The 24,058-nt window shown below is 71.5% G+C and carries 19 protein-coding genes; 13 read left to right on the forward strand and 6 right to left on the reverse strand.

Annotated elements, in window-relative coordinates; translation table 11 throughout:
• Positions 1-46 precede the first annotated feature (46 nt).
• Entirely contained in the window at positions 47-1,618 is a 1,572-nt protein-coding gene (locus tag D1369_RS38225; RefSeq protein WP_037898899.1) for an NAD(P)/FAD-dependent oxidoreductase, read from the forward strand.
• A gap of 17 nt (positions 1,619-1,635) precedes the next feature.
• Here the strand turns inward: D1369_RS38225 and D1369_RS38230 are convergent, their stop codons facing one another.
• On the reverse strand, positions 1,636-2,448 hold the full coding sequence (locus D1369_RS38230; RefSeq protein WP_007379878.1) for a glucose 1-dehydrogenase: 813 nt from the start codon (positions 2,446-2,448) through the stop codon (positions 1,636-1,638).
• A gap of 53 nt (positions 2,449-2,501) precedes the next feature.
• On the opposite strand from D1369_RS38230, the gene D1369_RS38235 reads away from it, so the two are divergent.
• The gene (locus D1369_RS38235) at positions 2,502-3,353 is read left to right on the forward strand and encodes a helix-turn-helix transcriptional regulator (protein ID WP_007379877.1); all 852 of its coding nucleotides are present in this window, start codon (positions 2,502-2,504) and stop codon (positions 3,351-3,353) included.
• Positions 3,354-3,357: 4 nt separating this feature from the next.
• On the opposite strand, the gene D1369_RS38240 is transcribed toward D1369_RS38235, so the two are convergent.
• Positions 3,358-5,121 carry a serine hydrolase domain-containing protein gene (locus D1369_RS38240; protein ID WP_007379876.1) on the reverse strand — a complete coding sequence of 588 codons (1,764 nt, stop codon included), beginning with the start codon at positions 5,119-5,121 and terminating at the stop codon, positions 3,358-3,360.
• Positions 5,122-5,220: 99 nt separating this feature from the next.
• On the opposite strand from D1369_RS38240, the gene D1369_RS38245 reads away from it, so the two are divergent.
• Positions 5,221-6,330, forward strand: a complete 1,110-nt coding sequence (locus tag D1369_RS38245) for a nitronate monooxygenase (protein ID WP_007379875.1) — start codon at positions 5,221-5,223, stop codon at positions 6,328-6,330.
• Positions 6,327-7,880: an acyl-CoA synthetase gene (locus D1369_RS38250; protein ID WP_007379874.1), complete on the forward strand. Its 1,554-nt coding sequence runs from the start codon at positions 6,327-6,329 to the stop codon at positions 7,878-7,880. Before D1369_RS38245 ends, D1369_RS38250 begins: the two co-directional genes overlap by 4 nt.
• Positions 7,881-7,883: 3 nt before the next feature.
• Here the strand turns inward: D1369_RS38250 and D1369_RS38255 are convergent, their stop codons facing one another.
• On the reverse strand, positions 7,884-10,280 hold the full coding sequence (locus D1369_RS38255) for a penicillin acylase family protein (protein WP_037898895.1): 2,397 nt from the start codon (positions 10,278-10,280) through the stop codon (positions 7,884-7,886).
• Positions 10,281-10,343: 63 nt separating this feature from the next.
• Between D1369_RS38255 and D1369_RS38260 the strand changes: the two genes are divergently transcribed.
• Positions 10,344-11,840 (forward strand): acyl-CoA synthetase, encoded by a 1,497-nt coding sequence (locus tag D1369_RS38260; protein WP_037898892.1) that lies wholly within the window; start codon positions 10,344-10,346, stop codon positions 11,838-11,840.
• 22 nt (positions 11,841-11,862) lie between these two features.
• On the opposite strand, the gene paaK is transcribed toward D1369_RS38260, so the two are convergent.
• On the reverse strand, positions 11,863-13,158 hold the full coding sequence (paaK, locus tag D1369_RS38265) for a phenylacetate--CoA ligase PaaK (protein ID WP_118082917.1): 1,296 nt from the start codon (positions 13,156-13,158) through the stop codon (positions 11,863-11,865).
• Between the two features lie 213 nt (positions 13,159-13,371).
• Here paaK and D1369_RS38270 point away from each other — a divergent pair, with 213 nt between their 5' ends.
• Positions 13,372-14,091 carry an alpha/beta hydrolase gene (locus D1369_RS38270; RefSeq protein WP_037898887.1) on the forward strand — a complete coding sequence of 240 codons (720 nt, stop codon included), beginning with the start codon at positions 13,372-13,374 and terminating at the stop codon, positions 14,089-14,091.
• On the opposite strand, the gene D1369_RS38275 is transcribed toward D1369_RS38270, so the two are convergent.
• A complete protein-coding gene (locus D1369_RS38275) occupies positions 14,069-15,853 on the reverse strand; it encodes a hypothetical protein (protein WP_037898885.1) in 1,785 nt (594 codons plus the stop codon). The genes D1369_RS38270 and D1369_RS38275 overlap by 23 nt on opposite strands.
• Before the next feature lie 145 nt (positions 15,854-15,998).
• On the reverse strand, positions 15,999-17,630 hold the full coding sequence (locus D1369_RS38280; RefSeq protein WP_037898883.1) for an acyl-CoA synthetase: 1,632 nt from the start codon (positions 17,628-17,630) through the stop codon (positions 15,999-16,001).
• A gap of 177 nt (positions 17,631-17,807) precedes the next feature.
• On the opposite strand from D1369_RS38280, the gene D1369_RS38285 reads away from it, so the two are divergent.
• The 7 genes from D1369_RS38285 to D1369_RS38315 all read left to right on the forward strand — a co-directional run bounded on the left by D1369_RS38285 (position 17,808) and on the right by D1369_RS38315 (position 23,985).
• On the forward strand, positions 17,808-18,608 hold the full coding sequence (locus D1369_RS38285; RefSeq protein ID WP_007379867.1) for a crotonase/enoyl-CoA hydratase family protein: 801 nt from the start codon (positions 17,808-17,810) through the stop codon (positions 18,606-18,608).
• Positions 18,609-18,737: 129 nt separating this feature from the next.
• Complete coding sequence (locus tag D1369_RS38290) at positions 18,738-19,679, forward strand: OB-fold nucleic acid binding domain-containing protein (RefSeq protein ID WP_037898880.1); 942 nt, start codon at positions 18,738-18,740, stop codon at positions 19,677-19,679.
• A complete protein-coding gene (locus D1369_RS38295) occupies positions 19,676-20,719 on the forward strand; it encodes a thiolase domain-containing protein (protein WP_007379865.1) in 1,044 nt (347 codons plus the stop codon). Before D1369_RS38290 ends, D1369_RS38295 begins: the two co-directional genes overlap by 4 nt.
• Positions 20,716-21,882: a thiolase domain-containing protein gene (locus D1369_RS38300; RefSeq protein WP_118082919.1), complete on the forward strand. Its 1,167-nt coding sequence runs from the start codon at positions 20,716-20,718 to the stop codon at positions 21,880-21,882. Before D1369_RS38295 ends, D1369_RS38300 begins: the two co-directional genes overlap by 4 nt.
• 95 nt (positions 21,883-21,977) lie before the next feature.
• Positions 21,978-22,220 (forward strand): DUF397 domain-containing protein, encoded by a 243-nt coding sequence (locus D1369_RS38305; RefSeq protein ID WP_007379863.1) that lies wholly within the window; start codon positions 21,978-21,980, stop codon positions 22,218-22,220.
• A gap of 153 nt (positions 22,221-22,373) precedes the next feature.
• A complete protein-coding gene (locus D1369_RS38310; protein WP_118082921.1) occupies positions 22,374-23,294 on the forward strand; it encodes a universal stress protein in 921 nt (306 codons plus the stop codon).
• Between the two features lie 85 nt (positions 23,295-23,379).
• Positions 23,380-23,985, forward strand: coding sequence for an ABATE domain-containing protein (locus tag D1369_RS38315; RefSeq protein ID WP_007379861.1), 606 nt, complete (start codon positions 23,380-23,382; stop codon positions 23,983-23,985).
• Positions 23,986-24,058: the final 73 nt, after the last annotated feature.

Consider the following 24,058-nt stretch of genomic DNA (forward strand, 5'->3'; position numbering starts at 1 on the left):
CGCTCCCCCTCTGGCCGACCTAGATCACCACGTGTTACGAAGAACCATGCCTGCACACGAGGGACACCACGGCCGCTACGACGCCGTCATCGTCGGCGGAGGCCACAACGGACTGGTCGCCGCCGCCTACCTGGCCCGGGCCGGACGGTCCGTGCTCGTCCTCGAGCGGCTCGGGAACACCGGGGGAGCCGCGGTGTCCACGCGGCCGTTCGCCGGGGTGGACGCCCGGCTGTCGCGGTACTCGTACCTGGTCAGCCTGCTGCCCAGGAAGATCGTCCGCGATCTCGGCCTGGACTTCCGCGTCCGCACCCGCAATGTCTCGTCGTACACCCCCGTGGAACGCGACGGCAGGCCCACCGGACTGCTCGTCGGCGGCGGCGAGCGCCGTACCAGGGAGGCCTTCGCCCGGCTCACCGGCGGCGAACACGAGTACCGGGCCTGGCAGCGGTTCTACGACATGACGGGCCGGGTGGCCAAGCGGGTGTTCCCCACGCTCACCGAGCCGCTGCCCAGCCGGGACGAACTGCGCCTGCGGGTGGACGACGAGGAGGCGTGGCGGATCCTGTTCGAGGAGCCGATCGGTGTGGCGGTGGAGGACCGTTTCGCCGACGACCTGGTCCGGGGCGTGGTCCTGACCGACGCGCTCATCGGCACCTTCGCCGACGCCCACGACCCCTCCCTCAAGCAGAACCGCTGCTTCCTCTACCACGTGATCGGCGGCGGGACCGGCGCATGGGACGTACCTGTCGGCGGCATGGGCGCCCTCACCGACGCCCTGGCCACCGCCGCACGGCAGGCCGGTGCGGTTCTCGCCACCGGACACGAGGTCGTGGGGATCTCCGCGGACGGCAGCTCGGCCGAGATCACGTACCGCACCGCCGAGGGCGAGGGCACCGTCGAGGCCCGGCACGTCCTGGTCAACGCCTCCCCGCGGGAACTCGCGGTGCTCACCGGCGACCAGCCGCCCACGCCCGCCGAGGGCGCCCAGCTCAAGGTCAACATCCTCCTCAAGCGCCTCCCGAGGCTGCGCGACAGCGAGGTCGATCCGCGCGAGGCGTTCTCCGGCACCTTCCACATCGCCGAGGGCTACCAGCAGCTGGCCACCGCCCACGCCGAGGCCGCCGCGGGCCGGCTCCCCACCGCCCCTCCCTCCGAGATCTACTGCCACTCCCTCACCGACCCGACGATCCTGGGCCCGGACCTGGTCGAGCAGGGCTACCAGACCCTCACCCTGTTCGGTCTGCACACCCCGGCCAGGCTCTTCGACCGGGACAACGACGCCGTACGGGAGGAACTCCTCAAGTCCACCCTCGCCCAGCTCGACGCCCACCTCGCCGAGCCGCTGGCCGACTGCGTGGCCACGGACGCGGACGGCCGGCCCTGCATCGAGGCGAAGACCCCGCTCGATCTGGAGCGGGACCTGCGGCTGCCCGGCGGCAACATCTTCCACCGCGAACTGTCCTGGCCGTACGCCGGGGAGGGCACCGGCCGCTGGGGCGTGGAGACCCGGCACGCGAACGTCCTCCTGTGCGGGGCGGGCGCGGTGCGCGGCGGCGGGGTGAGCGGGGTACCGGGCCACAACGCGGCCATGGCCGTGCTGGAGGAGCTCGGCGGCTGAAGCGTCCGCCCGTACCCTCAGGCCCGGCTGCCGCCGTCGACCTGGAGCACCACTCCGGTGACGTACGAGGCCCGGTCGCTCAGGAGCCAGGCCGCGGCCTCGGCGATCTCGGCCGGGTCGGCGCCCCGGCCCAGCGGGGTCTGCGCGACGAGCTGCTCGACGATGCCCGGGGAGTTCGTCTCCCACTCGTCGATCATCTCCGTCATCGTGGTGCCGGGGGCGACGGCGTTGACCCGGATGCCCTCCGGGCCGTACGTGGCGGCGGCCGACGCGGTCAGGCTGTTGACCGCCCGCTTGGCGGCGCCGTACGCGGGCAGCCAGGGGTTGGCCATCAGGCTGCCGATACTGGAGTTGTTGACGATCGCGCCGCTCCCGGCGGTGGCCCGGATCGCGGCGATCTCGGCGTTCATCGCCAGCCAGGGGCCCTTGAGGTTGACGGAGACGACGTGGTCGAACTCGGCCTCGGACAACTGGTCCATGGGGCCGGGCTGCTGGATGGTCGCCCCGTTGTTGAAGGCGACGTCGAGCCTGCCGTACAGCTCGACGGCCCGGTCCACGGCGGCGCGGACGCTCGCCGGGTCGGCCAGGTCGCACCGGACGTGCTCGGCGGTGCCGCCGGCGGCACGGATCTCCTCGGTCACCGCCTTGAGCTGGGCCTCCGTGCGGGCCGCGAGGACGACACGGGCGCCTTCGCGAGCGAACAGCCGGGCGGCCGCCGCGCCGATACCGCGTCCGGCGCCGGTGACGAAGGCGACCTTGTCGGCGAGCAGAGCAGGAGTGGTCGTGGTGTTGGTCATGCCGACGAGCCTGCTGCCGATGCCCGGGCTCATCCAGGCACAGGCAGTACCTGGCTGGGCATGCGGGCCCCCCGCACACTGGGGCTGTGGACCGACGAGAACTGGCCGACTTCCTGCGCAGCCGGCGCGAGCGCATCACCCCCGCGGACGTCGGGCTGTCCGCCGGACCGCGCCGTCGCACCCCGGGCCTGCGCCGCGAGGAGGTGGCGCAACTGGCGTACATCTCCACCGAGTACTACACCCGGCTGGAGCAGGCGCGCGGACCCCGTCCGTCCCTCGAGGTCCTGGCCCAGGTCGCCCGCGCCCTGCGTCTGTCGGACGCCGAACGCGACCACCTCCACCATCTCGCCGGCACGCCACCCGGCCCGCCGCCCGGCCCCTCCCGCGAGGTGCGCCAGAGCATCGTCGACCTGCTGCACCGGCTGCCGCAGGCCGCCGCGATCGTCATCTCGGCCGCCCACGAGGTCATCGCCTGGAACGACCTGGCCGCGGCCCTCATGGAGGACTTCTCCGCCCTCTCCCGCCGCGACCGAAACCTCGTCCGGCGCGCCTTCCTCGGCCGGCACCCGCACGGCCGGCGTCTGTACGGGGTGTCGGACGGGGAGGAGTTCGCGATCTCCTCGGTCCAGCACCTGCGCGCCGCCTCCGCCCGCTATCCCGGCGATGCCGAACTGACCGGCCTGGTGGCCGAACTCCTCGACGGCAGCGCGGAGTTCGCCCGGCTGTGGGCCGCCCATGACGTCACGGCCAGTCCCACCCTGTGCAAGACCTTCGACCACCCGGTGGTCGGCCCGGTCGTGGTCAACTGCGACGTCCTCGACATCGCCGACCGCGACCAGCGGGTCGTGATCTACACGGCCGCTCCGGGCTCCCCCTCCGAGGAGGCGCTGCGGCTGCTGTCGGTCGTCGGCACCCAGCGCCTGGACGTCCCCGGCTGAGCCGTCAGTCCGCGGACGCCGTCCAGCCGACGGCCTCGATCCGCGCCGCGTCCGCGGGACGTGACGCGTCGAAGAGGACGCGGTCGCGCGTCTTGACGCACAGCGCGTCGACGTACGCGCCCCGGCCGACGTACAGCCGGTCCGTGGAGTACCGCCAGCGCAGGGCGAGTCGGCGATCCGTCGGCAGGTCGGCGGTGAGCCGGTGCCAGACCCGTCCCGACCAGCCGGTGACCGTACCGGTGGCGTGATCCTGCCCGCCGTCGTGTTCCGTGGTGAACGGCACCGGCTGCCACGTGGCCCCGCCGTCCGTCGTGGCCTCCAGGGCCAGGGCGTCCGCGGGCTCGACGTCCCACCACAGCGCACACCGCAGCCGCGCGTCACCCGACGACGTGTCCAGCGCGGGCAGCGTGAGGGTGGCGTTCGTGGCGCTCGCCATCCCCGAGAACCATGCCGTACGGCCCCGGGCCGGACGGACCGCCACCGCGCGGGCCATGTTGTTCCCGGCGGCCACCCGGGGCGCCGAGCCGGAGCGCCACGTGCGCACCGGATGCACCGAGTTGCCGAGCACGACGAGGAAGGAGTCGGTCGTCGGGTCGAGCACCAGCGAGGTGCCGGTGAAGCCGGTGTGGCCCGCGGTGCGCGGTGTGGCCATCGCCCCCATGTACCAGTGCTGGTAGAGCTCGAACCCGAGCCCGTGCTCGTCGCCGGGGAAGGCGGTGTTGAAGTCGGTGAACATCAGCTCCACGGACTCCGGGCGCAGGATGCGGGCCCTGCCGTACGTCCCGCCGTTGAGCAGAGCCCGCCCCAGTACGGCCAGGTCCCACGCGTTCGAGAACACGCCCGCGTGACCGGCGGCCCCGCCCAGGGCGAAGGCGTTCTCGTCGTGCACCTCGCCCCACACCAGGCCTCTTTCGAGGCCGGACCAGGGCTTGCGGGCGTCCTCCGTGGCCGCGATCCTCGGTTTCCAGGAGGCGGGCGGGTTGTAGCGGGTGCTGCGCAGACCGAGCGGGCCGGTGATCTCCTCGCGCAGCAGGACGTCCAGCGTGCGGCCGGTGATCCGTTCCAGGACCAGCTGGAGCGAGATGAGGTTGAGGTCGGAGTAGAGGTAGGTCGTCCCGGGTGGGTTGAGGGGCGCCTGGTTCCAGACGAGCTGGAGCTTCTCCTCGTACGTCGGAGCGTTGTACAGCGGGATCCATGACCTGAACCCCGAGGTGTGCGTGAGGAGTTGACGGACCGTGATGTCCTGCTTGCCCGCCGCGCCGAACTCCGGGAGATACGCGGCGACCTTGCCCTCCAGTTCCAGCGTGCCCCGCTCGATCTGCTGGACGGCGAGGAGCGAGGTGAACAGCTTCGACACCGAGGCGAGGTCGAAGACGGTGTCCTCGGCCATGGGGATCCGCTGCTCGGCCGGGAACTCGACGCCGGTGTCCGTCTTCTCGTCGTACGACCGGTAGCGCACCGCCATGCCGATCGGCCGGTGCAGGGCCACGGTGCCACCGCGCCCGGCGAGCAGGACGGCACCCGCGTACCAGGGGTGTTCGGGGGAGGGGCCGAGGAACGTCTCGGCGTCGGTGACGAGTCGGCGCAGGTGGGCGGGGAGGAGCCCGGCCCGTTCGGGGGAGCCGTGGCGGAGGGTCGGACGGCGTGCGGGGGCGGCCGCCTGGGCGGGGCCCGCGGGGAAGGGGGCGACGGCGAGGGCGCCGCCCAGCGCGAGTGTTCTCCGGGCCAGCTGACGGCGGGTCACTCCGAGGGTCACCTCATCGGTCATCGTGGAACTCTATCCGGCGACCCGGAACCGGCGACCTAAATCTGACGGAGCATCAGAAAACCTCTTCCGTCGTCCGGAGGTCTGCGGCATCCTGCGGCCATGCAGACGGAGCTGAGCAAGAAACTGGGAGTCGAGCACGCCGTCTTCGGCTTCACGCCGTTCCCCGCCGTCGCCGCGGCCATCAGCCGGGCCGGTGGCTTCGGAGTGCTCGGTGCGGTCCGCTACACGGCCCCCGACGAACTCAAACGCGACCTCGACTGGATCGAGGCCCACGTCGACGGCAAGCCGTACGGCCTGGACGTCGTCATGCCCGCCAGGAAGGTCGAAGGGGTGACCGAGGCGGAGGTCGAGGCGATGATCCCCGAGGGGCACCGGCAGTTCGTGAGGGACACCCTCGCCAAGTACGGCGTGCCCGAACTCGCCGAGGGCGAGGCGTCGGGGTGGCGCATCACGGGCTGGATGGAGCAGGTCGCCCGCAACCAGCTGGACGTCGCCTTCGACTATCCGATCCGGCTGCTCGCCAACGCCCTGGGTTCCCCGCCCGCCGACGTGGTGGCCCGCGCACACGAGCGGAACGTCCTCGTGGCGGCGCTCGCGGGCAGCGCCCGGCACGCCGTGAAGCACAAGGAAGGGGGGATCGACATCGTGGTCGCCCAGGGTTACGAGGCCGGCGGCCACACCGGGGACATCGCCTCCATGGTCCTCACCCCCGAGGTCGTCGACGCCGTGGACCCGCTGCCCGTGCTGGCGGCGGGGGGCATCGGCAGCGGTCAGCAGGTGGCGGCCGCACTGGCACTCGGCGCCCAAGGTGTGTGGCTGGGCTCCATATGGCTGACCACCACAGAGGCCGAACTGCCCTCGCCCAAGCTGATCGAGAAGCTGTTCGCGGCCGGTTCCGGCGACACCGTCCGCTCCCGCGCGCTGACCGGGAAGCCCGCGCGCCAGCTCCGTACGGAATGGACCGACGCCTGGGACTCCGCCGACGGGCCGGGCACCCTGCCCATGCCCCTCCAGGGCCTGCTGGTCGCCGATGCCGTCTCGCGGATCCAGAAGTACGAGGTGGAGCCCCTGCTGGGCACGCCCGTCGGCCAGATCGTCGGCCGGATGACCAGCGAACGCAGCGTCCAGGCCGTCTTCGACGACCTCACCCGCGGCTTCGAGGAAGCCGTCGATCGCATCAACCGCATCGCCGGAAGGAGCGGCCAGTGACGAGCACACCTCCCGCGGGCTTCTGGGCCCAGGCCGCGCAGGATCCCGCCCGCACGGTCCTCGTCGCCCCCGACGGCTCGTCCTGGACCGCGGGCCGCCTCCTGGCGGCCGCCAACCAGCTCGTGCACGGCCTGCGGGCCGCCGGCCTCGAACGCGGGGACGCCTTCGCCGTCGTCCTGCCCAACGGCGTGGAGTTCTTCACCGCGCACCTCGCCGCCAGCCAGGCCGGTCTCTACCTGGTCCCGATCAACCACCACTTCGTCGCCCCCGAGATCGCCTGGATCGTCGCCGACTCCGGCGCCAAGGTGCTCCTCGCCCACGAGCGCTTCGCCGACGCGGCCCGGCAGGCGGCCGACGAGGCGGGCCTTGCCGCGACCCACCGGTACGCCGTCGGCGAGATCGAGGGCTTCCGTCCGTACGCCGAACTCCTCGACGGGCAACCCGAGTCCACGCCCGCGGACCGTGAACTCGGCTGGGTCATGAACTACACCTCGGGGACGACGGGCCGCCCGCGCGGCATCCGTCGGCCCCTGCCCGGGAAGCGGCCGGAGGAGGCGTACCTCGGCGGCTTCCTCGGCATCTTCGGGATCCGGCCCTTCGACGACAACGTCCACCTCGTCTGCTCGCCGCTGTACCACACCGCCGTCCTGCAGTTCGCGGCCGCTTCCCTGCACATCGGCCACCCGCTGGTCCTGATGGACAAGTGGACGCCGGAGGAGATGCTGCGGCTGATCGACGCCCACGGCTGCACCCACACCCACATGGTCCCGACCCAGTTCCACCGTCTGCTGGCGCTGCCCGAGGAGGTCCGGGCACGCTACGACGTCTCGTCCATGCGGCACGCCATCCACGGCGCCGCCCCCTGCCCCGACCATGTGAAGCGGGCGATGCTCGACTGGTGGGGGCCCTGCGTGGAGGAGTACTACGCGGCCAGCGAGGGCGGCGGAGCCTTCGCGACCGCCGAGGACTGGCTGAAGAAGCCGGGGACGGTCGGAAAGGCCTGGCCCATCAGCGAGCTCGCGATCTTCGACGACGACGGCAACCGGCTGCCGCCCGGCGAACTCGGCACCGTGTACCTGAAGATGAACACGGGCGGCTTCGCGTACCACAAGGACGAGGCCAAGACGAGGAAGAACCGCATCGGCGACTTCTTCACCGTCGGCGACCTCGGCCTCCTCGACGAGGACGGGTACCTCTTCCTGCGCGACCGCAAGATCGACATGATCATCTCCGGCGGGGTCAACATCTACCCCGCCGAGATCGAGTCCGTCCTGCTCCAGCACCCGGCCGTCGCCGACGCCGCCGCCTTCGGCATCCCGCACGACGACTGGGGTGAGGAGGTCAAGGCCGTGGTGGAACCGGCCCCGGGTCACACCCCCGGGCCGGACCTGGCCACCGACATCCTCGCCCACTGCGCCGCGCAACTCGCCGGCTACAAGCGCCCCAAGAGCGTCGACTTCATCACCGAGATGCCCCGCGACCCCAACGGCAAGCTGTACAAGCGGCGCCTGCGGGACCCGTACTGGGAGGGGCGCTCGCGACCGGTGTGAGCCTCAGGAACGGACCCGGACGATTCTCAGCGCGGGCGACGACAGGATGTCCTTCTCGCAGAACCGGGACGTCACCCACTTCTTCGCCGAGAACAGCCGGGTCTGGTCGCTGAAGTGCGGCGAGTTCGGGTTCGAGGACTGGGAGTACGTCAGCAGGGTCCGGGCCACCGGGCAGCGGCCGCCGTCCCAGCCGACCGCCTGGATGTAACTGGACCCGGTGGTCACCTCGGTGTATCCGCCGCCCGCCGGGTCCCACACCGGCTCGACCTTGTTCCACACCCCCAGCGACTCGGTGCCGCCCGGAACGGCGATGCGCTTGCCGTTCCGTACCACGAACTGGTACTCCCCGAGCCGGGAGTTCAGCGCGATGCCCGCCGCCCTGAGCTCGGTGACCGTGTCCGCGAGGGCCCTCGCGAAGGCGGGTGAGCCGGTGTCGAGGGTGTTCGGGGTGTTCACCGGGTCGGCCGCCGAGAACGGCACCTTCCACAGCTGGGACACGGGCAGCCTCCGCCACAACCGGTCGAAGAGCAGCGCGCCCCGGCTGCCGGTGTTGGCGGAGCGGTCCCAGGCAGCGAGCACCCCGCAGGCCTCGGTGACGTCAACGGCCTTGCCGTCGCTGCCCGTCGCCGTGCCGCCGGGCAGGGCCGCACACGCCCGCGCCGCGTCCGCCGCCACGAGGGCGCCCGCGGGCACGCGGTTGGCGAACTGCTGCTTCTGAAGATCCCGCACGGTCAGCCCACCCCGCGCGGCCATCGCGGACACGTCCTGCAGAGCGCCCCGCGTGCGCAGGGAGCGCTGCGTCCCCAGCGTGCCGAAGACCCGCTCGTAACCCGTCAGCGGACGCTCGGCGTTGGCCAGCCAGGCGCTGTCGTTGGAGTTCTCCGCGTACGGCGCGTCCTTGAGGACCGGCATCTTCGCGGGTCCGAAGATCCCCGGCTGTACGGCGTCCGGGTCGCTGCCGAGGGCGCAGTCGCCGCGCGAGCCGTCCAGGACCGCCACCCCCGAGGCGGGGTAGGTGGCCTTGCCCAAGGGGGTGGAGCAGCGCTGCGCCAGCTCGTCGGTGATCCGGGGGAGCACCTGGGACTGCGTGAACAGCGTGTGCCCCCGCGAGTCGGCGGCGATCGTGTTGACCCAGGGCAGCCCCTGCGTGCGCCTCAACGCCCCCAGCACGTCGCTCGTAGCGCGGGCCCTGCTGAACCCCAGGGCCGTGTCGGAGGCGCGCAGGTTGGTGGCGTTCGGGTCGTTGAGGGCGTACGCCGTCGTCGTCGTCCAGGGCAGCGGCAGCGCGGCCCCGAGCGAGGTGACGACGGGGCCGTACCGCGTCCACCACTGGGTCCTGGTCACCGGTGCGCCGCCCTGGACGGCGACGGTCACCTCGCGCCTGGTCATCCGTTCCGGCCGGCCGTCCACGAGATACGTGGTCGGGTCGGCCGGGTCCAGGGTGAGCTGGTGCAGGTTGAAGGGGACGCCGGTGGCCACGGTGTGGCTCCAGGCCACCTGAGCGTTGTGGCCGATGGACATCGTCGCCGAGCCGAGCAGCGAGCCGCCCGCGATGTTCAGTTCGCCGGGGATGGTCTGCTGCGACTGCCAGAAGCGGCGGCCGCCCTGCCAGGGGTAGTGCGGGTTGCCGAGCAGGAGCCCGCGGCCGTTCGCCGTCGTGGCCCCGCTGAAGGCCACGGCGTTGGAGCCCATGTCGGCGGAGTCGGCCGCGAAGAGCTCATGAGCTGCGCGTGCGGTGTCCTGCGCGTCCGGTGCGCCGGCCGCCGGGGTGGTGGACGAGGGTGGCTGCGCGGCGGTGATGCCGTCCACGGCCCGGCCCTGACCGCCGAGCACGGCCAGCGCGAAGCTGCGCGCGGCCACGTCCTGGACCGACACCGGACGCACCCAGTCGGCGCCCCTGCACGCCGGGTCGGTGATCCGGTTCTTCTTCAGCCAGGTGTTGTAGCCCGCGGCGAAGCCCCGGATCAGGTCCTTCACCTCGCGGCTCGGACCACGCGGCGCCGGCTCGGCCATCAGCCTCTCCACCGTCCCCGCCTCCCGCACTCCGCGGAAGTACAGGTCGCCGGCGAGGTTCTTCGTGGCCGAGGAGAGCGCGGAGTCGGAGGCCGCGTCGGCCCCGAAGTACCGAGAACGCTCGCCGCGCACGGTCACGAACCCGTCGGCGAGCGTGCACACCTGGTCGGCGGCCTGCGCCCATCCGGTGCCGAAGCCGAGGTCCGCGTAGTTCTTCGCGAGGATGTGCGGGACGCCGTACTCGGTGTAGCGGATGGTGGCGGACAGACCGCCGTGCGACGGATGTTCCTGTCTGTGCTGGTCCTGCGCGGCTGCGGCCGGCAGGGTGCCGACGGCGGCGAACAGGGCGACGGCCGTGACGACGGCGCGTCTGGGACGGGTGCGCATCGTGCCTCCCAACGTCATTGAGGGAAGGAGCGGTTGAGCGTACCAACCGGTAGGTTGTCCCGTATGACGCCTGGACACGGCAGTACGGTTGACGGGGTGCTGAGGCGCAGCGCCCGGCGCACCCCAGCGCGCGTCGCGGTGGAGTACGGCGAGCGCTCATGGACGTACGAGGAACTCGACGACGCCGTCTCCCGCGCGGCGCGCCTGCTCCTCGACCAGGGCCTCGACCGCGGCGACCGGGTCGGTGCCTACGGCCACAACTCGGACGCGTATCTGATCGCCTTCCTCGCCTGCGCCCGCGCGGGACTGGTGCATGTGCCGGTCAACCAGAACCTCACCGGCGACGAACTGGCGTACCTCGTCGGCCAGTCGGGCAGCAGCCTCGTCCTCGCCGATCCCGGCCTCGCGGGACGGCTGCCGGACGGTGTGCGCACGCTGCCCCTGCGGGATTCCGCCGACTCGCTGCTGACCCGCCTCGCCGCGACGCCGCGGTACGACGGCCCCGAAGCGCGCGGCGAGGACCTCGTCCAGCTCCTGTACACCTCGGGGACGACGGCCCTGCCGAAGGGCGCGATGATGCCCCACCGCGCCCTGGTCCACGAGTACCTGAGCGCGATCACCGCCTGCGACCTGAGCGCGGGCGACCGCCCCGTGCACTCGCTGCCGCTGTACCACTCGGCCCAGATGCACGTCTTCCTGCTGCCCTACCTCGCGGTCGGCGCGACGAACATCATCCTCGACGCGCCCGACGGCGACCGCCTCTTCGACCTGATCGAACAGGGCCGCGCGGACAGCCTGTTCGCCCCGCCCACGGTGTGGATCGCGCTGACCAACCGCCCCGACTTCGCCACCCGTGACCTCGGCGGGCTGCGCAAGGCGTACTACGGCGCCTCGATCATGCCGGTGCCCGTCCTGGAACGGCTCCGCGAGCGCCTGCCGAAGCTGGCCTTCTACAACTGCTTCGGCCAGAGCGAGATCGGCCCGCTGGCCACGGTCCTCGCTCCCGACGAGCACAAGGGGCGGATGGACTCCTGCGGCCGTACCGTCCTGTTCGTCGACGCCCGGGTCGTGGACGAGGACGGCAAGGACGTGCCGGACGGCACGCCCGGCGAGATCGTCTACAGGTCGCCGCAGTTGTGCGAGGGCTACTGGGACAAACCCGAGGAGACCGAGGCGGCCTTCCGGGACGGCTGGTTCCACTCCGGTGACCTCGCGGTGCGGGACGCGCACGGCTACTTCACGATCGTCGACCGGGTCAAGGACGTCATCAACTCCGGTGGGGTGCTGGTCGCCTCACGCCAGGTCGAGGACGCGCTCTACACGCACGAGGCCGTGGCCGAGGTCGCCGTGATCGGCCTGCCCGACGAACGGTGGGTCGAGGCCGTCACCGCGGTCGTGGTCCCGCGCGGCGAGGTCACCGAGGCCGAACTGATCGACCACGCGCGCGAGGAGCTCGCCCACTTCAAGGCGCCCAAGCGGGTGCTGTTCGTGGACGAGCTGCCGCGGAACGCCAGCGGGAAGATCCTCAAGCGGGAGCTGCGGGACCGGTTCTCGTCGTGAGGGCCAGGGCCTGTTGCAGGCCTCAGCGGGGGCGCAGGTCGACGATCCGGCGGATCTTCCCGACCGACCGCTCCAGGGACTCCGGTTCGACGATCTCGACGCCGACCGACACCCCGATGCCGTCCTTGACGGCCGCCGCGATGGACTGCGCGGCGGCCTCGCGGGCCTCGGGCGTGGCGCCCGGCCGGGCCTCCGCGCGCACGGTCAGGGCGTCCAGGCGGCCCTCGCGGGTGAGCCGGAGCTGGAAGTGGGGCGCCACGCCCGGAGTACGCAGGACGATCTCCTCGACCTGGGTGGGGAAGAGGTTCACCCCACGCAGGATCACCATGTCGTCGCTGCGGCCGGTGACCTTCTCCATCCGCCGGAACACCCGGGCCGTGCCCGGCAGCAGCCGGGTCAGATCCCGGGTCCGGTACCGGATCACGGGCATGGCCTCCTTGGTCAGCGAGGTGAACACCAGCTCACCCCTTTCTCCGTCCGGCAGGACCTCCCCGGTGATCGGGTCGACGATCTCGGGGAAGAAGTGGTCCTCCCACACATGGAGCCCGTCCTTCGTCTCCACGCACTCCTGCGCGACACCCGGGCCGATCACCTCCGACAGCCCGTAGATGTCGACGGCGTCGATCGCGAACCGCTCCTCGATCTCCCGGCGCATCTCCTCCGTCCAGGGCTCGGCACCGAAGACGCCCACGCGCAGGGAGGTACTGCGCGGATCGACGCCCTGTCGCTCGAACTCGTCCAGCAGCGTGAGCATGTACGACGGGGTCACCATGATGATCGCGGGTTCCAGGTCCTGGATGAGCTGGACCTGGCGTGCCGTCATGCCGCCGGACGCGGGGACGACCGTACAGCCGAGCCGTTCGGCGCCGTAGTGCGCGCCGAGCCCGCCGGTGAACAGCCCATAGCCGTACGCCACATGCACCACGTCCCCCGGCCTGCCGCCGGCCGCCCGGATGGAACGTGCCACCATGTCGGCCCACAGGTCCAGATCGTTGTCGGTGTAGCCGACGACCGTGGGGCGCCCGGTGGTACCGCTGGAGGCATGGATGCGGCGCACATGGTCCCGGGGCACGGCGAACATCCCGTACGGATAGTTCGCGCGCAGGTCGGCCTTGGTGGTGAACGGGAACTTGGCCAGATCGCTCAGGGACCGGCAGTCGTCCGGCCGGACATCCGCCTTGTCGAAGGACTCCCGGTAGAACGGCACATGCTCGTACGCGTGCCGCAACGAGGCCCGCATCCGCTCCAGCTGCAACGCCCGCAACGCCCCGGCGTCCAGCCTTTCCCCGGAGTCCAGCAGCTCCGCCGCATCCGCCATCGGAACGTCCCTTCCGCCAACCACATCATTACGGGCGACCGATCATTCGGTCGAGGTGCTGGGGATCAGTAATCCAGGCGAGGGGGGTCGAGGCAAGAGGTCGGCGCGATTCAGGGGCGGAACCCACCGACCAGCCGCTGCTCTTCGCGTCGGCGCTCTGCCCTGGGCAGAGCCGGGACTCGGCCGACCGTCCCTCCGGATACGGTCACCGGCATGGACTTCGTCAAGGCGAACGGCATCACCCTCGCGTACCGGTCCTGGGGCCCCGAGGACGCGCCGCCCGTGCTGTTGTTGCACTGCCGGGGTGCGGACGGGGCCGACTGGACCCGGATCGCCGAGCGGCTTGCCGTGGGAGCACGACCGCGCCGCGTGTACGCGCCCGATCTGCGGGGGCACGGGCGCAGCGACTGGCCGGGAGCGTACGGGTACGAGGCGATGCGCGACGACATGCTCGGCTTCCTGGCCGCCCTGGGTGTCGAGCGCGCCGACGTCGTGGGTCATTCGCTGGGTGGGGCCGTCGCCTACCTCCTCGCGCAGCACGCGCCCGGTGTCGTACGACGGCTGGTCCTGGAGGACGTCCCCGCGCCGATGCCCCTCGACCCGCCGCGACCACCTGCCCCCGCCCCGGACACCGACCCGCCCTTCGACTGGGCCATGCTGCGGGCCACCGACGCGCAGCGCAACGCCCCGGACCCCGTGTGGTGGGACCACATGGAGCGGATCACCATGCCCACGCTGCTCATCGGGGGCGGTGCCACCAGTGCGATCCCGCAGGAGCAGGTCGCCCTGTTGGCCTCAATGATCCCCGCCGCCCGGCTGGTGACCGTCGGCGGCGGTCATCTCGTGCACGAGACCAGGCCGGAGGAGTTCCTGGCAGTCGTCGTGCCCTTCCTGGACGCGCCGCCGGACGTCACTTCGCGAACGCCGTCATGAAGCGGTCGCGGAACTTGTCCATGCCCCACTCGGGCGCGTTGTCGGCGGGCTTGAGGCCGTCGGTCCAGTTCCAGTCGGCGACCCGGTCGAGCACCTTCGGGTCCTTGGCGACGATCGTGACCGGCACGTCCCTGCTGGTGGAGCCCTTGGTGACGGTCGGGACGGGCTGGTGGTCGCCGAGGAAGACCAGAACCGTCTTCTCGTCGCCGTAGCGCTGCATCCACTGGGTCAGGCTGTCCACGGAGTACTGGATGGCCTTGCGGTACTCGGTGCGCACCCGCTCCTGGCTCTTCCAGACCTCCGTCGGGTTCGTGCCCTCCTTCTTGATCTGCTCGAAGACCGAACCGTCACCGAGGTCGTTCCAGTCGATCGTGTGCGCGATCGGCGACCAGGGGTTGTGACTGGAGGCCAGGATGATCTCCGCCATGATCGGGTCACGGTTCTTCTTGCCGTGCTCCAGCTTCTGGAAGGCCTCCAGGCTGAACTGGTCCGGCACGGGCGTCCAGCTGAAGTAGGGGCCCTTGTAGCCGAGGTGTGTGGAGTCGTAGATGTGGTCGAGACCGAAGTACTTGCCCTCGGGCCAGGACTTGCGCACGCCCGGCACGATGCCGACCGTGCGCCAGTCGCCGGTCTTCTGGAAGTAGCTGGTGAGGGTCGCGCGGTCGCTGGAGGTGAGGTTCAGGTACCGCTGCTGGTTCTTGACCCACAGCCCGGACAGGAACGTCGAGTGGGCCATCCAGCTGCCGGCGCCCGTCACGGGGGACCTCAGCCAGCCACTGCGCGACGCGAATCCGGCCGCCTTGAGCGTCGCGTCGCCCTTCTTCAGCGTCGCGTCCATCTCCGGTGCCATCGCCGGGTCGTCGATCGCCACGCGGCCGTAGCTCTCGATGAAGGTGAACAGGACGTCCTTGCCGCGCAGCCCGGTCAGGAGCTGGTCGGGAGGGGTGGCGGCGAAGGCGTCGACGGCGGACTGCTTCTCGAAGACCTTGGCGTCACCCAGTCCGTTGCGCACATGCTGCACCCGGTTGGCGAGGAACTCGGTGTTGCCCTTGGTGGCGAACGAGACCCCGCCGAACTGCACGCCCACCGTGAAACAGGTGACCCACACCGTGCCGAGGACGAGGGTGGTGCCGACGGCCTGGGGGCGGTGCCGGGACATCACGTTCGTCAGCCGGACCATCGCCCACGTGCACAGCGCGAGCAGGGCGAGGAAAAGGACGATCACCCCGATCACCGCGAGGATCTCGCCGGTGCGGCCGAACGTCTCCCTGAGCCAGTCCGTGGCGTTGCCCAGCATGATCCAGTCGAACACCAGGTCGAACGGTCGGGCCAGGGTCTGGTAGAAGCCCATGTCGAGGAACTTCACGACGGTGAACAGTCCCAGGAACACCCCGAAGGCGACCGCCGCGATCCGCCGTGCCTTCGGCGGCAGCACCAGAAGGACCGCCGCGATGACGATCGCCTCGACGGGGAGACGGAGGAACGACCGGAGGTTCATGTGGTCGAGACGGTTGGGGAAGAGCAGCACGAGCAGCAACAGAAGTCCGGCCAGCACGCTCGTCCCCACGGACACACCACGGGCCGTACGGGGGTAGCGGCGGCGCCAGCCGAACCAGCCAGGGCGAGGGGAGCCGGGTACGTCCGTGGACAGGGGTGCGTCCGGGGGGAGGTGCTCAGCCTCGTCCTGGGCCGACGGAGTCCCCTCCACGGCCTCCTCCGTCACCGTGTCCGGCAGTTGACGAGAGCGAGTGAAGAGCGACACCCGGTGGTCCTTCCGTGCTGTCTTGCTATGGCGTGCGGTCCTGCCGCGACGGCATGACGAACAGGGCCCGCTCACCGAGCCTGCCATCACCAGTACGTTCGCACGTCACGTTCGGTTCAATCGCACGGGGGCCGGAACGGGACCGTCACCCGTCGGCCGGTGCCGCCGCCACGGCAGCCACCTTCTGCGCCCACCGGTAGTCCGCCTTGCCGCTCGGCGACCGGCGGATGGACTCCGCGATCACCAGCTGGCGCGGCACCTTGTAGCCCGCGAGCCTTGCCCGGCAGTGCGTCTGGAGGTCGTCCAGGGACATCCGTACCGCCCCCGCGCGCAACTGGACGACGGCCGCCACATGGTGTCCCCACCTTGCGTCCGGCACTCCGGCCACGAGCGCGTCGTAGACGTCCGGATGCGCCTTGAGCGCCTGCTCGACCTCCTCCGGGTACACCTTCTCGCCGCCCGTGTTGATGCACTGCGAGCCCCGTCCGAGGACGGTGACGACCCCCTCTTCGTCGACGGTGGCCATGTCGCCGAGCAGCACCCACCGCTCACCGTCCTTCTCGAAGAAGGTCTCGGCGGTCTTGCGGGGGTCGTTGTAGTAGCCGAGCGGCACATGACCGCACTGCGCGACCCGGCCCACCTCGCCCACCGCGACGGGTTCATGGGTCGCGGGATCGACCACCTGGGTACGGGAGTTGACCCGGACCCGGAAGCCGCGCTCGGGGCCGGAGTCCTCCGTGGCCGTGCCGTTGAAGCCGGATTCGGAGGAGCCGAAGTTGTTGAGCAGCATGGCGTTCGGGACGAGTGCCCGGAACTGCCGGCTCACCGTGTCCGACATGATCGCGCCCGACGAGGACACGCTGAACACCGACGACATGTCGGTGCCCATCATCGGGCCCGCCAGCGCGTCGATGAGCGGCCGCAGCATCGCGTCGCCCACCAGCGACATGGCGTTGACCTTCTCCCGCTCGACGGTCCGCAGCACCTCCTCGGGCACGAACTTGCGGTGCAGGACGACCCGTTGGCCGAAGTTGAAGCCGATGAGGGAGGTCAGGGTCGAGGTGCCGTGCATCAGCGGGGGCGTGGGGAAGAAGGTGATCCCCGCCCCGCCCGCGGCGACCCGCTCGGCCAGTTCCTCGGGTCGCTTCACCGGCTCCCCGGTCGGAGCGCCCCCGCCCAACCCGGAGAAGAACAGGTCCTCCTGACGCCACATCACTCCCTTGGGCATCCCTGTGGTGCCGCCGGTGTAGATGATGAACTGGTCGTCGGCCGAACGCGCGGGGAACCTCCGCGCGGGCGACCCGGAGGCCTCGGCGTCCGCGAAGTCCACCGCCGACAGCCCGCTCGGCTCCGCCTCCGCCGCCCCGACCCGCACCAGCTGCCGCAGCCGTTCCGTGTGCGGCAGCGCCGCCGCCACCCGGTTCGTGAACTCGCCGTCGAAGACCAGCGCCACCAGATCCGCGTCCCGGTAGATGTAGACCAACTCCTCCTCGACGTAGCGGTAGTTGACGTTGACCGGCACGATCCGGGCCTTCAGGCAGCCCAGCAGCGTCTGCACGTACTCCACCCCGTTGTAGAGATGCAGTCCGACGTGCTCACCGGCGCGTACTCCGCTGTCGAGCAGATGGTGACCGATGCGGTTGGCGGCGGCGTCCAGTTCCGCGTACGTCAGACGGCGCTCCGCACCCGTACCCGGAATGTCGAGGTACGCGAGTGCCTCACGGTCCGGCACCACGTCGACGACCGACTCGAACAGGTCGGCAAGGTTGTACTCCACCGTTCCTCCTGAACTGGTCCCGGCCCGGCGCTGTGACGGCTCGCCGGTCATCAGAGCAAAGGGCGGCGTGACTGTGAAGGGTTCACGCGAAGAAATCTGACTGTCTGTCAGAAAACCCTTGAAGTGCATCGGCGCCTCCTGCAACCTGTTCTCGTTCCGGCAGAGGGGAGACGGTCGATGGGTGGCACGGAACACCTCGACATCCAGCGCGAGGGCGCCACACTGGTGCTCACGCTCAACAGGCCGGAGGCGAAGAACGCGCTCTCGTTGCCGATGCTGGTCGGCCTCTACGACGGCTGGGTGGAGGCGGACGCGGACGACTCGATCCGCTCGGTGGTCTTCACCGGCGCGGGCGACTCGTTCTGCGCCGGCATGGACCTCAAGGCCCTCGCCGGCAAGGGCACCGGCGGCGAGCGGTACCGGGACCGGCTGACCGCCGACCCCGACCTGCACTGGAAGGCGATGCTGCGCCATTACCGCCCCCGCAAACCGGTGATCGCGGCCGTCGAGGGGTACTGCGTGGCGGGCGGCACCGAGATGCTCCAGGGCACCGACATCCGGGTCGCCGGCGAATCCGCGACCTTCGGCCTCTTCGAGGTGAAGCGCGGCCTGTTCCCGATCGGCGGCTCCACGGTCCGGCTGCAACGCCAGATCCCGCGCACCCACGCGCTGGAGATGCTGCTCACCGGACGCCCGTACACCGCACGCGAGGCCGCCGACATCGGCCTCGTCGGGCATGTCGTCCCGGACGGCACCGCCCTCGACAAGGCCCTGGAGATCGCCGAACTGGTCAACGGCTGCGGTCCGTTGGCGGTCGAGGCGGTCAAGGCCTCGGTGTACGAGACGGCGGAGATGACGGAGACCGACGGGCTCGCCGCCGAACTGAAGCGCGGCTGGCCGATCTTCGACACGGCCGACGCGAAGGAGGGGGCCCGGGCTTTCGCGGAGAAACGGTCACCCGACTACAAGCGCATGTAGCGCCGCGCCGGTTGGAAGCTGCGGGCCGTCTGTGGCTGGTCGCGCCCACGCGGCGGAGCCGCAGATGTCACCGCCCCGCGCCCCTGAGGGCGCACCCACCGCACCGACCTCCTAAGGAGGCACGCCCCTATGCCCGACGTGCTCAAGGCCCCCCTGGTCGTCGAATTCCCCTTCACCCGCTCCCTCGGCCCCGTCCAGAGCGCCTTCCTGACCGGTCTTCGTGAACGCGTGATCCTCGGGGTCAAGACCCGCGACGGGCGCACCCTGGTTCCGCCCGTCGAGTACGACCCCGTCACCGCCGAGGAGATCCGCGACCTCGTCGCTGTCGGCGTCACCGGCACCGTGACCACCTGGGCCTGGAACCACGCACCGCGCCGCGGCCAGCCGCTGGACAGGCCGTTCGCCTGGGTCCTGGTGAAGCTCGACGGTGCCGACACCGCACTCCTGCACGCGCTCGACGCCCCCGGCCCCGACGCCGTCCGCACCGGCATGCGCGTCCGCGTCCGGTGGGCCGAGGAACGCACCGGCGCCATCACCGACATCGCCTGCTTCGAGCCGTACGACGGGGACGACTCCGAAGTCGCCGTCCACGCGGGCGAGTTCGAGGACCCGGTCCACGGCATCGTCGCCCAGGCCCGCCTCGACTACACCTACTCGCCGGGCCGCGCCCAGACCGCCTACATCAACGCCCTCGCCGAACGCCGGGCCGTCGGCGAGCGCTGCCCGTCCTGCCGCAAGGTCTACGTGCCACCGAGGGGTGCCTGTCCCACCTGCGGTGTCGCCACGGCGGAACAGGTGGAAGTGGGCCCGAGCGGCACGGTCACGACCTTCTGCATCGTCAACATCAAGGCGAAGAACCTCGACATCGAAGTGCCGTACGTCTACGCCCACATCGCCCTGGACGGCGCCGACCTCGCGCTGCACGGCCGGATCGGCGGCATCCCGTACGACCAGGTGCGCATGGGCCTCAGGGTCGAACCGGTGTGGACCGAGGGCGGCCGTTACCCGGACCACTACCGGCCCACCGGTGAACCCGACGCGGAGTACGACACCTACAAGGAGCTGCTGTGACCCGTGACATCGCGGTCGTCGCCTTCGCCCAGTCCGACACCCTGCGCTCCACCGAGGAAGTGTCCGAGGTGGAGATGCTCATGCCGGTCCTGCACGACGTCCTCGCCCAGACCGGCCTGAAGACCGCCGACATCGGCTTCACCTGCTCCGGTTCCTGCGACTACCTCGCCGGGCGCGCCTTCTCCTTCACCCTCGCCCTCGACGGCGTGGGCGCCTGGCCGCCCATATCCGAGTCGCACGTCGAGACGGACGGGGCGTGGGCGCTGTACGAGGCGTGGACCAAGCTGCTGTCCGGGGACGCCGACACCGCGCTGGTGTACTCCTACGGCAAGTCCTCGCCCGGCTCCCTCCGGGACGTGCTCACCCGGCAGCTCGACCCGTACTACGTCGCCCCGCTGTGGCCCGACTCCGTCGCGCTGGCCGCCCTCCAGGCCCAGGCGCTCATCGACGCGGGTGACACGGACGAGCGCGAGCTGGCGGCGATCGGCGCCCGCAGCCGCAGCACCGACAACCCGCGCGCGCAGCTCAAGGGCCCCGTACCGCAGGGGGATTACCTCGTACGACCGCTCCGCACCGGGGACTGCCCGCCCATCGGTGACGGGGCCGCCGCGGTGGTCCTCGCGGCGGGGGAGCGGGCCAGGGCACTGTGCGAACGCCCCGCGTGGATCCGCGGGATCGACCACCGCATCGAGGCGCACTCGCTCGGTGTCCGCGATCTCACCGACTCACCCTCCACCCGCCTGGCCGCCGAGCGGGCCGGCGTCTTCGAACGGCCCGTGGACACCGCCGAGTTGCACGCACCGTTCAGCTCGCAGGAGGTCGTCCTGCGCAAGGCACTCCGGCTCGACGACAGCACGCGGGTCAACCCCTCAGGGGGCGCACTCGCCGCCAACCCGATGATGGCCGCCGGACTCGCACGTATCGGTGAGGCCGCCGCCCGGATCCACCGGGGGGAGTCCGACCGGGCCCTCGCCCACGCCACCTCCGGGCCCTGTCTCCAGCAGAACCTGGTCGCCGTACTCGAAGGGGATCCCCGATGAGCAAGGAGCCCGTAGCCGTCGTAGGCATCGGCCAGACCAAGCACGTCGCGGCCCGCCGGGACGTGTCGATCGCCGGGCTCGTCCGCGAGGCGGCCGTGCGGGCGCTCGACGACGCCGAGTTGACCTGGGCCGACGTCGACGCCGTGGTGATCGGCAAGGCGCCCGACTTCTTCGAGGGCGTCATGATGCCGGAGCTGTACCTGGCGGACGCCCTCGGCGCGGTGGGCAAGCCGATGCTGCGGGTGCACACGGCGGGCAGCGTCGGCGGCTCCACGGCGCTCGTCGCCGCGAACCTGGTGGCGGCCCGGGTGCACTCCACCGTCCTCACCCTCGCCTTCGAGAAGCAGTCCGAGTCCAACGCCATGTGGGGCCTGTCCCTGCCGATCCCCTTCCAGCAGCCCCTGCTGGCCGGGGCCGGCGGCTTCTTCGCTCCGCACGTGCGCGCGTACATGCGGCGCACCGGCGCGCCCGACACGGTCGGCTCCCTGGTGGCGTACAAGGACCGCCGCAACGCGCTCAAGAACCCGTACGCGCATCTGCACGAGCACGACATCACCCTGGAGAAGGTCCAGGCCTCGCCCATGCTCTGGGACCCCATCCGCTACTCGGAGACCTGCCCGTCCTCCGACGGCGCCTGCGCGATGGTGCTCACCGACCGGGCGGGCGCGGCCCGAGCACCGAGGCCCCCGGCCTGGATGCTGGGCGGCGCCATGCGCAGTGAGCCCACGCTGTTCGCGGGCAAGGACGCCGTGTCGCCGCAGGCCGGCAAGGACTGCGCGGCCGACGTGTACCGGCAGGCGGGGATCGCCGACCCGCGCCGGGACATCGACGCCGTCGAGATGTACGTGCCGTTCTCCTGGTACGAGCCCATGTGGCTGGAGAACCTCGGCTTCGCCGACGAGGGCGAGGGCTGGAAGCTCACCGAGGCCGGGGTCACCGAGCTGGACGGGGACCTCCCCGTCAACATGTCGGGCGGGGTGCTGTCCACCAATCCGATCGGCGCCTCCGGCATGATCCGCTTCGCCGAGGCCGCCCTCCAGGCCCGGGGACAGGCCGGGGAACACCAGGTGGAGGGCGCCCGCAGGGTGCTGGGGCACGCCTATGGCGGCGGATCCCAGTTCTTCTCCATGTGGCTCGTGGGGTCTGAGCCCCCTGATGCGTGAAACGCCTCCGGAAAGGTCCCCCTCACGTGGCCTGTCCGCGGTCGGGGTCGATCGCTAGGCTGGCCGCGGACGACGCAATCGGGAGGAGCACGGACGTGGCCGAGACCACCATCCAGCAGCAGCCGCTCATGGGCTGGGAGAAGCCGGAGCTGGACCTGAGCAACGCCGACTGGCACTCCAGCAGCCGCGGCCTGGGGGATGTCCAGATCGCCTTCGTTGAGGGGTTCATCGCGATGCGCAACAGCGGCCGCCCGGAGAGCCCTTCCTTGATCTTCACCCCCGCGGAGTGGGGCGCGTTCGTGTCCGGGGCGCGGGAAGGAGAGTTCGACCTCACCTGAGGGTGAGCACGAGGGGGCGTGAACCCGACGGGCCGAGCCGGCGGTGTTCCTTCCGTTTTTCCGGACACGCGACCTTGAGCACCTTCCCGGGGCCGACGCCTGAGCGAGGCTGACCCCAGGAAGGGGAGGGTCGTTTCCGGAAGTGAGGAACACATGAGCACCCTGCCGGTGATCGCCGCGGTGGACGGTTCGGACGACAGCCTGCGCGCCCTGGACTGGGCGCTCGACGCGGCCCGTCGGCGTGAGGCACCGCTGCGCGTGGTGCACGTACGGCAGTACGCCGTCTGGGCCCAGCCCGACGTCCTCGTCGCCGGTGCCCCCGACGCGGACGACGATCCGGTCCTCGACCGGGTACGGACGTATCTGGAGGACCGGTCCGACCGGCCGCGGACGGAGTACCTCGGTGTCGAGGGCGCGCCCGGTGCCGTGCTGCCCGAACTGGGCTCCACTGCCCAGCTCCTGGTGCTCGGCTCCCGGGGCCGGGGCGGTTTCGCCAGTCTGCTGCTCGGCTCCAACGGCATGGCCGCCGCCCGTGACGCCGAGTGCCCCGTGGTCGTGGTGCCCCGCCCCGGGCGCGAGGTCGACGGCGAGGCGCCTGCCGGACCCGGCCCGCGCGTGGTCGTCGGCCTGCACGTCGACAGCCCCGACGACGCCACCCTCGACTTCGCCTTCACCGAGGCCGGCCTGCGCGGCGCCCGCCTCCAGGTGGTCGCCGCCTACCAGTGGCCCCTGCAGAGCTGGGCGGTACCGGCCGAGCTGGGCCCCACGATGATCGACCAGGACGCGGTCGCGAACGAGACCCGCGCCCTCGCCGAGGGCTTCCTGGCCCCGCACGGCGCCCGTCACCCCGGGGTGGTGGCCGAGCCGTACGTGCCTGCGGGCGACGCGGCCGGGCATCTGGTCGCGGCTTCCAAGGGCGCCGACCTGGTCGTCGTCGGCCGGCACCGGCGCCGCCTGCTGGCGCCGGCCCGCATCCTGGGGTCCGTCACCCAGGCGGTCCTGCTGCACGCGGCGAGCCCGGTGGCGGTGGTCCCGCCCGGCCCGGTGGAGCCCCAGGACCTCCCGGAGGACTGAGGCCCCGCCAGGCCCCGGCCGGTTGATCAGCCTGCTGTGCGACGGACGTGCGCTAACGGATGCGCCGACACCTACCATTAGCCCCATGCAGGACACGACCCACACGGACAGCCGTCTCGCCCTCGACCTGGCCCTCACCATCCGGCACGACGGACACGGGGGCGTCGCCGACGACCTGAGCGACCTCGCCGGTCTCACCGCCTGGGTCCGGGAGCACGCCGAGACACTGCCGGACGCCTCGGAGCTCAGTGTCGACGAGACGACCCTGGCCGCGGTGCGTGACCTGCGGGCCGCCGTCCGCGCCCTGTTCGCCCGCGCCGTGCGCCCCGGCGCGCCCAGCCCCGCCGACGCGACACGCCTCGTGCCGGTGCCCGAGGCCGTCGCCCGCCTCAACGCGGCCGCCGCCCGCACCCCGACCGTCCCCGTGCTGCACTGGACCGACGACACCGAACCCGTCGTGCACCGGCAGCCGTCGCCGCGGGGGACCGACCTCACGGCCGTGCTCGCGCAGGCCGCGATCGCGTTCGTCTCCGGAGCCGACCGGCGACGGCTGCGGGCCTGCCCCGCCCCGCGCTGCGTGCGGTACTTCCTGAAGGATCATCCGCGGCAGGAGTGGTGCAAGCCCTCCTGCGGAAACCGCGCCCGGGTCGCACGGCATCATGAGCGTCACAAGCAGGGCGGGAGACCGTGACGTCGAAGCGTGTGACGTCGTACGAACAGGTCCTCCAGCCAGGCACGGAGTAGGCCGAGACAGGCCCGCCCGG

The sequence above is a fragment of the Streptomyces sp. CC0208 genome (genome assembly GCF_003443735.1).
Classification (GTDB): Bacteria; Actinomycetota; Actinomycetes; order Streptomycetales; family Streptomycetaceae; genus Streptomyces; species Streptomyces sviceus.